The following is a 12331-nucleotide window of genomic DNA, read 5'->3' as shown; positions in this document are numbered from 1 at the left end:
AGACGCGTGAAAACCCAAGGAAACTTTCGCCTCACCGCCGCCGTCGTCGCGAGCGCGCTCTTCATGCAGAACATGGACGGCACGATCGTCGCGACGGCCATCCCGTCGATGGCACGCGATCTCGGCGTCGATCCCGTGCATCTGAGCAGCGCGATCACCGCGTACCTCGTCGCGCTGACGGTGTTCATCCCGGCGAGCGGCTGGGTCGCCGACCGCTTCGGCGCGCGGCGCGTCTTCATGTGGGCGATCGCGACATTCACGCTCGCATCGATCGCGTGCGCGGCATCGACGAGTCTCGCGACGCTGATCGCCGCGCGCATCGTGCAAGGGTTGGGCGGCGCGATGATGGTGCCCGTCGGGCGGCTGATCCTCTTTCGCGGCGTGCGGCGCGAAGAGTTGCTCCAGGCGACGACCTGGCTCACGATGCCCGCGCTGATCGGCCCATTGCTCGGCCCGCCGCTCGGCGGTTTTCTGACCGACGCGCTCTCATGGCGCGCGATCTTCTGGGTCAACGTGCCGGTCGGCATCTTCGGGATGCTGCTGACGTGGCGCCTGCTGCCGCCCTCGGAGCCCGAGCCCGCGATACCGCCCGACGTGCACGGCATGCTGCTCGTCGGCGTGTCGCTGAGTCTCTTCATGATCGGCATCGAAAGCGCCGGACGCGGTGTGCTGCCCGATGGGCTGCCGTGGGTGAGCGTCGCGTGCGGCGCGCTGCTCTTCTGGCTCGCGGTGCGGCATTGCCAGCGCGTGGAGAATCCGGCCGTCGACTTTTCGCTGCTCGCGATTCCTACCTTCCATGCCGCGACGATCGCCGGCAGCCTGTTTCGCGCGGGCGCCGGAGCGCTGCCGTTTCTCGTGCCGCTGACCTTGCAGGCGGGCTTCGGCTACAGCGCGACGTCGAGCGGCCTCATCACGTTCGCGAGCGCGCTCGGCTCGTTCTGCATGCGGCCGATGACATCGCTCGCGCTGCGCCACTTCTCGGTGGGCGCGGTGTTGTGTGGGGGAAGCGTGTCGTTCGCGGTGGTGCTCACGGTCTGCTCGACGATGTCGCAGGCGTGGCCCGCCGCCGCGATTTTCCTGCTGCTGCTTCTCGGCGGCCTCAGCCGCTCGCTTTCCTTCGCGACGATGGGCGCGCTTGCCTTCGCCGACGTACCGCGCCCGAGACTCGCCGCCGCGACGTCGTTTCAGGGCACGGCGCAGCAGTTAATGAAGGCGGTCGGCGTGACGGTCGCGGCGGGAACGATCCAGATCACCATGCTGCTATCCGGCAGCGCGCACGCCGAACGCTGGCAACTCGCGTGTGCGTTTCTCGTGACGGCGGCGGTCGTGCTCTGCTCCTGGCCGATGTTCGCCCGTCTCTCGCCGGAAGCGGGAGCTGGCATCTCGGCCTCGGGACGCAAGGCCGCGAGTCGGACCGAAGCGCGCTAGCTACATCGATCCTTTATTTCGATGCCGCGGGCGCGCTCGCTCCGCCTTGCGCTTTCTTCTCGGCGGCCTGCACGTCGTTCGGATATTGCGGATCGGATGCCTTCGGCTTGTAGCCGTTCTGTTCGAGATTCTTTAAGTCGGCTTTGGTTGCGGCGCGCGTGGTGGTGCTTCCGTTCGACGGTGTACCGGCCGTTTGCGCCTGAGCGCAGACGGCGCTCGCGGCGAGCAAGGCGGCCATCGACAAACGGGTGGCCGCAAGGCGGATGTTCGACATGGTGACTCTCCGGGGATGTGTGGTGAACTCACCTTGAGCATCGCGCATACCCGTTGTCCGCTTACTTCAACATATTGCGGCGATTAGCGGCAAACTCATGATTTGCAAGGAATTTTTATTGTCTGTACAATGCGGTTTTTGCTAAAACCGCTCACCGACATGCGCCGAATCCTCCTTCTGCCGCTTCTTTCGCTCGCCCTCACGCAGGGCGCGGGCGCGCAGGAGGCCGCGCAAAGCCCCTCGGCGGACGAGCAGACCGGTCATCAGATCTCGCGCGTCATTTCGCAGAAGTTCGGCGTCGCGCGGGAGAAGGCCGAGCAGATTTCGGCGGCGGTCATGTCGTCGGCATCGAAGTATTCTCTGCCTCCCGCGCTGCTGCTCGCGATCATCTCCATCGAATCGCGCTTCAAGGAAAGGGCCAAGGGCGCCAACGGCGCGACTGGCCTGATGCAGGTCGTGCCGGCCGCGCACAAGCGGCTTGTGCACAATGTCGATTTGACGGACCCGGAGGCGAACATCGAAACGGGATCAGCGATCCTGCACGGCTATCTCAAGTCCGCGCAAGGCGATGTCGACGTCGCGCTGAAAAATTATGGCGGATCGTCGGCTTACGCGGAGAAGGTCAGCTTGCGCGCAAAGAGCTTCGAACCGATCGCGCCTTCCGGCGACGGCAAATAGCCTGGCGCAGGCCCAAAAAAAGCGCGCCCGGATCGAACGATCCGGGCGCGCCCGTTTCAAGGCGCGAAAACTTCAGGCGTCTAATAAGCCTTCTTCATGCCGCTGCCGGAGCTTGTGCCCGAGTCATTCGGCGCTTTCCGCTGCATCGTCCCTTGCGATGAATCGTTGTTCATGTCATTGGACATCCCGCTCTTGCCCGAACCCATCCCGGCCGATCCATCGGGTGCGCCGCCCATTCCCTGGTTCTTGCCAGTGCCTTGATTCAAACCGCCGCCGCCCGAGTTCATGCCGCCGCCCTGACCCATGCCCGCGGCCGGCGCGGCTGTGCTGCCCGAATTGCCACCGCCGGCCCCACCCATGCCCGCTCCTCCGCCGCCCGCCTGCGCATACGCACCGCCGGACAGGCCCAACACCATCGCTGTAATCAGAATGTTCTTTGTGGTCGCTTTCATTGCAGTCTCCATCAGAGTGTGCCGATCGCGCGTGGCAACCAAGCCGTCGCAACGCCCGTATCGACTAGATCGCAATCAGCGTGCCGCATCGCACACTCTTGAAGTAAGGGCGGTCACCAGCCCGGCGCATAGCCCGGTTGCGGTGCCGGACCACAAGCCACATACGCGCGACGATAGTTATCGAAACAATATCCCGGCGGCGGCGGCGCGGGTTGCGCATACACCGGCTGGGTATATACCGGCTGCGCATAAGCCGGCGCGGCGTAGACGGGCTGCGCATAGACAGGAGCCGGTTCGGCATACACAGGCGCCGAGTTCGCCACCGACCCGACGAGCGCTCCCAGCACCGCGCCGCCGATGAGCGCGCCCACGATCGCGCCGCCGTCGCCGCCGCCCCCGCCACCGTGGCCGTGCGCGGACGCTTGTCCTGCCATCGCCAGGCTGCCGGCCATCACCACCACAAGTGCTGCGCGTTTCATGAGCTTCTCCAGATCCCGATCGATCGCCGGGACATGGAGCGGATGTTAAGCGGCTCGCGAAGAAATATCTGCTGCAGTTGGTAACGGCACATTTCAGCGGAAACATTTGGATGTCCGGCACCAATGCCTTTAGTTGTCGGCACGCTTTAAAGCATTAAGCCCTAGCCAAATATCTTTGCCATCCAAACTATTTCCTGAAGTACCCATCGCATTGCAGCAAATACGGTACTTATGACGCGCTAAAAAGACAGGAAACCCTTTCACTCCTGCGAGGGTTTCATTTGGTCGCGACTAGTTACTGTTTGTCACCAGATAAGCGTCAACGCCTGTCATCCGGGCAGCGTTGTTACGGGCAGCACTGACCCATGCAGTGCACTTTCAAAGGAGTCTATAACCATGAAGAAAATCGTCGCCGCTCTCGCATCCGCAATGCTCGTTACCACGGTATTCGCTCAAACAGCCGCGCCCGCGACGGATGCCACCAAGGCTCAGTTGAAGGCGAACAGCGAAAGTCAGGAAGCACAAGCCACGGCCAACAAGAAGAAGGCCGAAGCACACAGCGACGCCGTCAAGGCGCAGGCGTCGGCCAATGAAGACAAGGCATCGGCACAGTCCGACGCCGACAAGAAAGCTGCAAAGGTAGCGAAGGCGACCACGCCTGCGGAAGCATCCGACGCTCGCGGCGATGCCGCTAAAGCGCAAACCAAGGCCAACAAGAAGAAGCACGACGCTCAGGTCAAGGCCGACAAGAAGAAGCACGATGCCGCCGAAGATGCCAACGTAGCGCAAGCGAAGGCCGACAAGCAGAAAGTCGAGGCTCAGAACGATGCTAACAAGACGGCCGCCGATGCGAAGATCGACGCTGCAAAGAAGCAATAAAGCAAGCGTCACGCGCATCGCGCACATCGATTGCTGATGTGCGCTTGTCAGGGTGAGTCTTCGGACTTGCCCTTTTTGCTTTAGCGATTTCTTTAAGCGTCGTTGGTCTTTGCAAATACCGCTTTCTCTAAAGAATCGAGATCGAATGGCTTGGGCAACAACGCGACGTTAGCCATATCGGCATCGATTTCAGACGCGATGTTCAACCCATAGCCCGACGCGAACACCACACGCAACTCAGGCCGCAAACGCTTGGCCTCGCGCGCGAGTTCGATGCCGGACATACCGGGCATCCGCACATCGGTGAGAAGGACGTCGAACGCGTGGGTATCGAAGAGCGCGAGCGCGGCCTTCCCGTGATCCGCCGCCGATACCTCCGCGCCGAGCAGTTGCAGCAGCTCGCGCGTGGCGTCGCGCGTGTTCACGTCGTCTTCGACGATCAGCACGCGCAGCGCCTTTGCCTCTTGCATCTCGATGCGCGGCGCTATCTTGTCGCGGAACATCGCGCGGATCTTGCGCGCGAGCGCATCGCGCCGATACGGCTTGCTGATCAGCGCGAGCCCTGGATCGAGCCGCCCCTTGTGCACGATCACGTCCTCGGTATAGCCCGACGTGAAGAGCACCTCGATCGACGGAATCATCTCTTTCGCGCGCCGCGCCAGTTCGACACTGCGCACCGGCCCCGGCATTACGACGTCGGTAAAGAGCATGTCGACGTGCGCACCGCTGTCCAGCACGATCAGCGCGCTTTGTGCGTCGGCGGCCTGCAACACGCGATAGCCGAGTTGCGCCAGCATCTCGACGACGGTCGCGCGCACGTCCGGATCGTCCTCGACGACGAGAATCGTTTCGTCGCCGCCGGTCACGGGCTCGCTCGCGGTATCGGTGCATGGCGCCTCTTCGTCGAGCGTGCGCGGCAGGTGCAGCGTGACCGTCGTGCCACGCTCGATCTCGCTTTGCAGGCTGATCGCGCCGCCCGTCTGCCGCAGGAAACCGTACGCCATGCTGAGGCCGAGGCCCGTGCCGCGTCCGTCGGACTTGGTCGTGAAAAAAGGTTCGAACGCGCGATCGAGTACGGCGGGTGTCATGCCGCTGCCAGTGTCCGACACGGTGATGCGCACGTATTCGCCACCCGCGACGAGTTCGTCGTCGCGCGAGTAATCGACGGTGAGCAGCGAGTTCGCAGCTTCGATAGTGAGCCGTCCGGCGCTGTCCATTGCTTCGCGCGCGTTGACCACGAGATTGACGAGCACGCTCTGCAAATGATGCCGGTCGACGAGCGCGTTCCAAAGCCCTTCGGCGATCACGAGGTCGAGTTCGATCGCCTCGCCGAGCGTGCGCTTCAACGCATCGGCGCTCGCATGGAGGAGCTTGCCGACATCGATGGCGACGGGTTCCAGCGGTTGCCGGCGCGCGAACGCGAGCAATTGCGACGACAGCATCGCACCGCGCTCGACCGCCTCATGAGCGCTTTCGAGACGCCGCAGCAGCGTTTCGTCGTCGTGAGCGTGCTGCGAGGCGAGTTGCAGATTGCCGCCGATCACTTGCAGCACGTTGTTGAAGTCGTGCGCGACGCCGCCCGTCAGCTTGCCGATCGCGTCCATCTTCTCCGATTGCGCGAGCGCTGCATGCGCGCCGCCGCGCGTCGCGCGCTTCTGCCGTGCGGCGTCGAGCGAGCGCTCGGCAACCACGCGCGGCGTGATGTCACGCGATACCGACACCATCCATTCGACGCCATCCGCTGCATCCTGCACCGGCGACACCGTTACTTCCCAGTGCTTGACCGTGCCGCGCGACGTCGGGCAGGCCGCTTCGAAATGCGCGTGCTGGCCGGCGAGCGCGGCATCGACGGCATGCGTCGCCCGCTCACGCGCCTCCTCGGGCCAGAGCGAAATCCATGATTTGCCGCGCATCGGCGTGGAGTCGTCGATTTCCCTCAGCTCGATGCCGTGGGCGTTGATGAAGTCAACCGTGCCGTCATGCCATAGCACTTCGATGCAGTCGGTGCTGCCGTCGAGCAGGCTGCGGAAGAACGCGTCGAAAGCGGGATGCGGCGCGGGAGAGCGAGCGTCGACCGGAGACAGGCGGGTCACGACGCCTTCGTCCAGATGCAGCGCGGGCAGTGGAAAATCGAGCGAGTCCGCGTCGTCGAGACGCGCCATCGCGGGTTCGGGAGTGGACGAGTCGGTCATCTAATCGGCTGAAGCAAGGTGAGACGGCATGCCGCGCGCGACTTTTACGATCGCCCGCGACGGACGTGACCGCTGGTTCAAGCAATCATCGAGCCAGACGCCTCAAACGTATGCGCAGCGAGGGGCTGAGGCATTATCAACACGCACTGAGCACGAGCGATGTGGGGAAAAGCCGGAAGCGGAATGTAAAAACGCGCTGTATTCAATCCACCTTCTCGACTTGCGCAACGCCGCTCTCGTGTTCGGCGCTTGCGTGCTGCTCTGTCATCGGCAAGACGCGCCGCTCCGCGCGCTCAAGCCGTTCGCGCTTGACGAGTCGCACGCTATGCACGGCCGTCAGCGCGACGGAGATCCAGATCGGCACGTAAGTGCCGATCTGCTGCATCGAAAACGGCTCACCGAGCAGCAGCACCGCGACACCTACCAGCAACACCGGCTCCACGTAACCGAGGATGCCGAAAAGCGCGAGCGGCAGATAACGGCTCGAACGCAGGTATGAGCCGAGCGCGACCGTGCTCAGCGCGCCGAGGCCGGGCAGCAGCAGCCACAGCACCGGCCGCGCCTCGACAACCGCGAGCGAATCGCGCATGACGAGCATCGCGACCGCGAACGGCGCGATCAGCATCATCTCGACGGCGAACGACACGAGCGGATCGGCGTTCAAGCGCCTGCGCAGCATGAAGTACGGCGGATAACCAAGCGCGACGACGAGCGTCGGCCACGAAAACGCGCGCGTCACGAGAAGTTCATGCAGAACGCCGACAGTAGCGAACGCGACGCCTGCCCACTGCAACCCGTCGAGCGGCTCGCGATAGTGAAAGCGGCCGATCAGCACCATCACGAGCGGCAGCAGGAAATAGCCGAGCGAGACGTCGAGCGCGCGGCCATGCAACGGCGCCCAGAGGAAAATCCACAGTTGCACGCCGAGCAGCGCCGCCGCGACGGCGAAGCCGGCGAGCAGGCGCGGCGTTTGGGCAAGCTTGGCGAGAAGCGTGCATAGTTGCGGCCAGCGGCTTCGCCACGCGACGAGCGCAACCGCGCCGGGCATGGTCCAGACGATGCGCCACGCGAAGATGTCGAGGCCGTCGAGCGGCGTTAGCCAGGTCGTATAGCCCGACATCAGGGCGAAGAGCGCGGAAGCGGCCACCGACAAGGCGATGCCGCGCCCGAGGACGTGTTGATTCATGGCGCGTTGCGAGGCCGAAATAAGGTCGGAGGGTGCGTCATTTTAAACGTTCTCTTCATTCGAACACTTAGAGTCGTGCCCGCTTCTTGCTTCATCGGTTGTCTTTTGCCGCCTGCCGTCGTGGCAGATACCGCTCTACGCAAGAGCGCTTGCGTCCGAACACCCGAATTCGTCGCGCCGCACGCTGTGTCCCGCCGGCCGAATAAAAACGCTGCCCCGATGGAGACGTCATGACCCAGCCCGCACTTTCTCCCCGCTTTACCAACGCCTTTGCCGAAGCCGTTCACGCCGGTCTGTCGCATCGTCCGCAGAAGGAACTGCCGTCGATGTATCTGTACGACGAAGTCGGTTCCGCGCTCTTCGAAGTGATCACCGCACTGCCCGAATACGGCGTCACGCGCGCCGAGGAACGCGTGCTGACGGCGCACGCCGCCGACATCGTCGCGGCCTTGCCAAAACATGTACAGGTCGCCGAACTCGGCAGCGGCAGCGGGCGCAAGACGCGCCGCATCCTCGAAGCGCTTTGTAAAAAGCAGCCCACCGATTACTACCCGATTGAAATTTCGCGCACCGCCTTGCAGTTGTGCCGCCGCGAACTCGGCGATATCGAGCGGATTTCGATCGTCGGCTACGAGCGCGATTATCTGGCCGGCCTCGCCGAAGTGAGCGCAAGGCGGCGCGACGGCGAAGTGCTGCTCGTGCTCTTTCTCGGCAGCACGATCGGTAATTTCTCGCGGCTCGCGGCGACGAAATTCCTGCAGTCGATCCGCGGCATGCTCAAGCCCGGCGACGCGCTCCTGCTCGGCACTGACCTGCTGAAGCCGCTGCCGACGCTGATTGCCGCCTACGACGACGCGATCGGCGTCACGGCCGCGTTCAATCTGAATCTGCTCGCGCGGATCAATCGCGAACTGGGCGGCGACTTCCCGATCGACGCGTTCGAGCACGTCGCGCGCTTCAATCCGGACGCGCGCAGCATCGAGATGCATTTGCGCGCGAAACGCCCGCTGACAGTAACCGTGCGCGCGACAGATTTGCGCGTGGAGTTCAGGGAAGGCGAGACGATCTGGACGGAGAGCAGCCACAAGTACGCGGCGGAAGAAGTCGCGCCGATTGCCGCCGACGCGGGCTTCGGCTGCACGCATCAATGGCGCGACGATACCTGGGGATTCGCGGAGAGCCTTCTCGTAGCGCGTTAACGGCGTTATCGCAGCAGGCTCAGTGCTGCTCGAAGCGCTCAAAGCGCTTGTCGAGGAAGCGCTCCTCGCTGAAGAAATCGGTGACGCGGGCGTGCGGCGGCCCGCGGCGCAGCCATTCGAGCATCCGGTCGACCTGATTCGCCGCGCCCTGCACCATTACTTCGACGGAGCCGTCGTCGAGATTCGCGACCCAGCCGCGCACGCCCAGCTCGTGCGCGCGCCGCACGGTGTAATGCCGGAAGCCGACGCCCTGCACGACACCTCGCACGCGCACGTAATACGTTTCGATTTTTTCATCCAGATCGGGGCCGGGCATCTTGCTTCTCCTCAGTCGTTGCTTGATCGCTTTCAGCGCGCATTCTAGTCAAGGTCGGCGATCCGCGCGCAACGCCCCCGCTTTCAACTGAGACGAAAAGGCTGCGCCGGCTCCGCGCGTCCCGGTCGCGGTCGCAATGCGCGCGGCAACCGGACTTCGAACGTCGTGCCGGCTTCGACCGTCGAGCGCACCTGCACGTTGCCGCCGTGCATCTGCGCGATCTCGTGCGTGATGTAGAGACCGAGACCCAAGCCTCCCGATTCCTGCGGCGGACGTCCCGAGCGATACGGCGCGAAGATCGTCGGCAGCACGTCGGGCGGGATTTCGCCCGCGTTCTGCACGCAGATCGCGACTTCGTCGGCGGAGGCGCCGTCGAGCCGCACCTGGATCGCCGAGCCTTCGCGGCCGTGCTGCAGCGCGTTGCCGATCAGGTTCGACAGCACCTGCGAGAGCAGATCGCCATCGCCTTGCAGAACCGTATCGCCGTCTCGGAAGATGTAGATGCGTCCCTTGCCGACACGCGCCTCATATTCATCGACGATATTGCGCGCGAGCGTCATCATTTCCACCGAGCGCGGCTGCAACGTCACACGCCCGCCGCGCAGCCGCGCGAGGTTCAGCAACTGATCGACCATGCGCACCATGCGCATGCCGCTCGACTTGATGCGCGTGCCGATGTTCGCGACGTTCTCGTCCTGCACGAAGCGCGACAGATATTCCGCCGATGCGATTACCGCCGAAAGCGGCGTGCGCAGGTCGTGGCCCAGCACGGCCATCAGCATTTCGTTGGCATCGAGCAGTTGCTGCACGGTGGCGAGTTGCGTCGCGAGCTGCTGTTTCTGGCGCTCGATCTGGATGAAGACATCGACCTTCGAATTGAGAATGCGCGAATCGAACGGCTTGTAGAGAAAGTCCACCGCGCCCGCTTCGTAGCCGCGAAACGTGCGGCCGGTGTCCTGCGCGGTCGCCGTCAGGAAGATGATCGGCACGTGCGCCGTGCGCGGGCTGCCGCGCATGAGCTCGGCGAGTTCGAAGCCGTCCATGCCAGGCATGTTCACGTCGAGAATCGCGAGCGCCACTTCGTGCTTCAGCAGCAGCTCGAGCGCGGCCGGCCCCGATTCGGCCTTCAGCACCGACAAATCCGGCCGTGCCAGCGACGCTTCCAGCGCGGTGATGTTGTTCCGGATGTCGTCGACGATCAGAACATGAATGGGTTGCGTCATCTGTTGGCTCCAATTCGCTTGCGTCCGATGCCGGCGGCGAAGCGCGCCGCCATGTCATCGAGCGTCAGTATTTCGTGTGCGGCGCCGTTTGCAATGGCGCCGCGCGGCATCGCGGTGGCGCCCGCCGTCGCGGGGTCCTGCACCCAGCAGTGGCCGCCCGCCTCGCGGATCGCGAGCGCGCCGCGCGCGCCGTCGTCGTTCGCACCCGAGAGCACGACGCCGAGCAGCGTCTTGCGATACGCGAGCGCCGCCGATTCGAACAGCACGTCCACCGACGGCCGCGAAAAGCGTACGGGCGGATCGATCGACAGCGCGATCGACCGGTCCGGCTCGACCAGCATGTGATAGCCGGGCGGCGCGAGATAGATCGTACCGTGCGTGATCTCGTCCTTGTCGTTCGGCTCGACGACGGGCAGCCGGCAGCGCGCGCCGAAGAGTTCCGGCAGGAGGCTCGGCACGTCCGGGCGCATGTGGACGACGATCAGCACGGCGGCGCCGAAGTCGTCGGGCAGTTCGGGCAGCAGCCGGTTGAGCGCCTCGATGCCGCCCGCCGACGCGCCGATCACGACCGCCTCGATCGAGGCGGCATCAAAGTCAGGTATTTCGGGCGCGGTGCTCATTGCTACACCTTCTGGTAGAGACGTTCGCGGGCGTTGAATTCCGTGAAGCTGCCCGCGTGTTTCGAAAAGCGCAGGCTTTCCTTGCTGCCAAGACCGAGAAAGCCGCGCCGCACGAGCGAATCGCTGAAGAGCCCGAGCGCGCGGTCTTGCAGCGCGCGATCGAAATAGATCAGCACGTTGCGGCACGAGACGAGGTGCGCTTCGAGGAACACGCTGTCGGTGGCGAGGCTGTGGTCGGCGAACACGACGCGCGACTTGAGCGTCTGCGAGAACTTCGCCGCGCCGTAGGCTGCGTGATAGTAGTCCGAAAGCGAGCGCTTGCCGCCCGCCGCGAGGTAGTTCTGGCTGAAGCTCGCCATGCGGTCGAGCGAATAGATGCCGTTTTCGGCCTGGCGCAGGGCATCGGCGTTGATGTCGGTCGCATAGAGGACGGTGCGATCGGCGATCTTTTCCTCGGCGAAGAGGACCGCCAGCGACCAGAGTTCCTCGCCGCTGCTGCAGCCCGCGATCCAGACCTTGATCGACGGATACGTCTGCAGGATCGGCACGACCTGCTCGCGGATCGCGCGGAAGTACTGCGGGTCGCGGAACATTTCGCTCACTTGTACGGTGAGGTACTGGAACAGGCGCGCGAACAGGGCCGGGTCGCGGAGGATGCGCTCTTGTAGCTGCGAGAGCGTCGGGATCGACAGGTCCGAGAGGGCTTGCGTCAGGCGGCGCCGCAGCGAACTCACCGAATAGTGCCGGAAATCGTGCTGGTAACGCAGGTAGATCGCCTCTAGCACGAGCTTCAGCTCGATATCGAAGGTGAGGGATTCGCTGGCGCTCGAGGGCGTAGGCGTAGGCGTGGGCGGGGGCGTGGGGGCTACCATAGGGCGTATTTCGCTGGCGCTTGGGGCGAGTTAGTTTGGACCGTTCGACGCTGGCGCGTTAGGGCTTGAATTCATTTGATGCGCTTAGGCTCCTATGGAGCTTGTTTTATTTTCGGTCTATTGGCTCTGCCCCTGTCCGGGGCGGGACTCACTTTCTTTGCTGCTGCAAAGAAAGTAAGCAAAGAAAGCAGCTTCCAACCGCCAAAACTAACAATCCACCACTAGCATTTGATTGGGATTGGCGCTGGAGAGTAAGTGTCGCCCTCATGGTAGAACCGGGCTTGGCTCGCGGACCCACTGTGACAACGCGCACTTCCTCTGAGTGGTATGCACTCCGTCTGGCTCCGTCCTCGCTTCGCTCCGACGTCGGGTTCACCAAAACCATCTTGTGCTTGCGCTTCCTGTTACCTTGGATTCCCTGCGCGGTGCACCCAACGTCTGAGCGCGTAGCGCGAAGACGGATGTATGACTGCTGCACCGGTCCGGTGTACCGCGCGTTGCCACAGTGGGTCCGCGAGCCAAGCCCCGTTCCT

Annotated in this window: 13 protein-coding genes; 4 read left to right on the top strand and 9 right to left on the bottom strand. The window is 63.9% G+C overall.

Annotation, left to right across the window (positions count from 1 at the left end; all coding sequences use genetic code 11):
- The first annotated feature begins 6 nt into the window (after window positions 1-6).
- The gene (locus tag AWB65_RS02895) at window positions 7-1428 is read left to right on the top strand and encodes an MFS transporter (RefSeq protein ID WP_235007484.1); all 1422 of its coding nucleotides are present in this window, start codon (window positions 7-9) and stop codon (window positions 1426-1428) included.
- Between the two features lie 13 nt (window positions 1429-1441).
- On the opposite strand, the gene AWB65_RS02890 is transcribed toward AWB65_RS02895, so the two are convergent.
- Window positions 1442-1702 carry a DUF4148 domain-containing protein gene (locus tag AWB65_RS02890; protein ID WP_235007483.1) on the bottom strand — a complete coding sequence of 87 codons (261 nt, stop codon included), beginning with the start codon at window positions 1700-1702 and terminating at the stop codon, window positions 1442-1444.
- Window positions 1703-1861: 159 nt separating this feature from the next.
- Between AWB65_RS02890 and AWB65_RS02885 the strand changes: the two genes are divergently transcribed.
- Window positions 1862-2380, top strand: coding sequence for a transglycosylase SLT domain-containing protein (locus tag AWB65_RS02885; RefSeq protein WP_087666016.1), 519 nt, complete (start codon window positions 1862-1864; stop codon window positions 2378-2380).
- Window positions 2381-2460: 80 nt separating this feature from the next.
- On the opposite strand, the gene AWB65_RS02880 is transcribed toward AWB65_RS02885, so the two are convergent.
- A complete protein-coding gene (locus AWB65_RS02880) occupies window positions 2461-2832 on the bottom strand; it encodes a hypothetical protein (RefSeq protein WP_087665717.1) in 372 nt (123 codons plus the stop codon).
- A gap of 113 nt (window positions 2833-2945) precedes the next feature.
- Window positions 2946-3311: a hypothetical protein gene (locus AWB65_RS02875; protein WP_087665716.1), complete on the bottom strand. Its 366-nt coding sequence runs from the start codon at window positions 3309-3311 to the stop codon at window positions 2946-2948.
- Between the two features lie 396 nt (window positions 3312-3707).
- Between AWB65_RS02875 and AWB65_RS02870 the strand changes: the two genes are divergently transcribed.
- Complete coding sequence (locus AWB65_RS02870; RefSeq protein WP_087665715.1) at window positions 3708-4190, top strand: hypothetical protein; 483 nt, start codon at window positions 3708-3710, stop codon at window positions 4188-4190.
- A 92-nt stretch (window positions 4191-4282) separates the two neighbouring features.
- Here AWB65_RS02870 and AWB65_RS02865 read toward each other — a convergent pair whose 3' ends face one another.
- Together AWB65_RS02865 and rarD are read right to left on the bottom strand one after the other, a co-directional pair.
- Window positions 4283-6382 carry a response regulator gene (locus AWB65_RS02865; protein ID WP_087665714.1) on the bottom strand — a complete coding sequence of 700 codons (2100 nt, stop codon included), beginning with the start codon at window positions 6380-6382 and terminating at the stop codon, window positions 4283-4285.
- Window positions 6383-6584: 202 nt separating this feature from the next.
- Window positions 6585-7568: an EamA family transporter RarD gene (gene rarD / locus AWB65_RS02860; protein ID WP_087665713.1), complete on the bottom strand. Its 984-nt coding sequence runs from the start codon at window positions 7566-7568 to the stop codon at window positions 6585-6587.
- Window positions 7569-7798: 230 nt separating this feature from the next.
- Between rarD and egtD the strand changes: the two genes are divergently transcribed.
- Complete coding sequence (gene egtD / locus AWB65_RS02855) at window positions 7799-8767, top strand: L-histidine N(alpha)-methyltransferase (protein ID WP_087665712.1); 969 nt, start codon at window positions 7799-7801, stop codon at window positions 8765-8767.
- Window positions 8768-8786: 19 nt separating this feature from the next.
- Here the strand turns inward: egtD and AWB65_RS02850 are convergent, their stop codons facing one another.
- The 4 genes from AWB65_RS02850 to AWB65_RS02835 form a co-directional block, all read right to left on the bottom strand.
- Entirely contained in the window at window positions 8787-9083 is a 297-nt protein-coding gene (locus AWB65_RS02850) for an acylphosphatase (RefSeq protein WP_087665711.1), read from the bottom strand.
- A gap of 83 nt (window positions 9084-9166) precedes the next feature.
- Entirely contained in the window at window positions 9167-10306 is a 1140-nt protein-coding gene (locus AWB65_RS02845; RefSeq protein WP_087665710.1) for a hybrid sensor histidine kinase/response regulator, read from the bottom strand.
- Window positions 10303-10926, bottom strand: coding sequence for a chemotaxis protein CheB (locus AWB65_RS02840; protein WP_087665709.1), 624 nt, complete (start codon window positions 10924-10926; stop codon window positions 10303-10305). Before AWB65_RS02840 ends, AWB65_RS02845 begins: the two co-directional genes overlap by 4 nt.
- Window positions 10927-10928: 2 nt before the next feature.
- The gene (locus tag AWB65_RS02835) at window positions 10929-11798 is read right to left on the bottom strand and encodes a CheR family methyltransferase (RefSeq protein WP_235007482.1); all 870 of its coding nucleotides are present in this window, start codon (window positions 11796-11798) and stop codon (window positions 10929-10931) included.
- Between the last annotated feature and the right edge of the window lie 533 nt (window positions 11799-12331).

This window comes from Caballeronia humi (assembly GCF_001544475.1).
In the GTDB taxonomy this organism is placed as follows: domain Bacteria; phylum Pseudomonadota; class Gammaproteobacteria; order Burkholderiales; family Burkholderiaceae; genus Caballeronia; species Caballeronia humi.
The sequence above is the reverse complement of the archived record's forward strand: the minus strand, read 5'-3'. Positions and strand labels throughout refer to the sequence as shown.

Excerpts from the sequence above, each read along its gene's own strand:
- AWB65_RS02890 (WP_235007483.1), bottom strand. The coding sequence starts at position 1,702 with ATGTCGAACATCCGCCTTGCGGCCACCCGTTTGTCGATGGCCGCCTTG.
- AWB65_RS02885 (WP_087666016.1), top strand. The coding sequence starts at position 1,862 with ATGCGCCGAATCCTCCTTCTGCCGCTTCTTTCGCTCGCCCTCACGCAG.
- AWB65_RS02880 (WP_087665717.1), bottom strand. The coding sequence starts at position 2,832 with ATGAAAGCGACCACAAAGAACATTCTGATTACAGCGATGGTGTTGGGC.
- AWB65_RS02875 (WP_087665716.1), bottom strand. The coding sequence starts at position 3,311 with ATGAAACGCGCAGCACTTGTGGTGGTGATGGCCGGCAGCCTGGCGATG.
- AWB65_RS02870 (WP_087665715.1), top strand. The coding sequence starts at position 3,708 with ATGAAGAAAATCGTCGCCGCTCTCGCATCCGCAATGCTCGTTACCACG.
- AWB65_RS02865 (WP_087665714.1), bottom strand. The coding sequence starts at position 6,382 with ATGACCGACTCGTCCACTCCCGAACCCGCGATGGCGCGTCTCGACGAC.
- rarD (WP_087665713.1), bottom strand. The coding sequence starts at position 7,568 with ATGAATCAACACGTCCTCGGGCGCGGCATCGCCTTGTCGGTGGCCGCT.
- egtD (WP_087665712.1), top strand. The coding sequence starts at position 7,799 with ATGACCCAGCCCGCACTTTCTCCCCGCTTTACCAACGCCTTTGCCGAA.
- AWB65_RS02850 (WP_087665711.1), bottom strand. The coding sequence starts at position 9,083 with ATGCCCGGCCCCGATCTGGATGAAAAAATCGAAACGTATTACGTGCGC.
- AWB65_RS02845 (WP_087665710.1), bottom strand. The coding sequence starts at position 10,306 with ATGACGCAACCCATTCATGTTCTGATCGTCGACGACATCCGGAACAAC.
- AWB65_RS02840 (WP_087665709.1), bottom strand. The coding sequence starts at position 10,926 with ATGAGCACCGCGCCCGAAATACCTGACTTTGATGCCGCCTCGATCGAG.
- AWB65_RS02835 (WP_235007482.1), bottom strand. The coding sequence starts at position 11,798 with ATGGTAGCCCCCACGCCCCCGCCCACGCCTACGCCTACGCCCTCGAGC.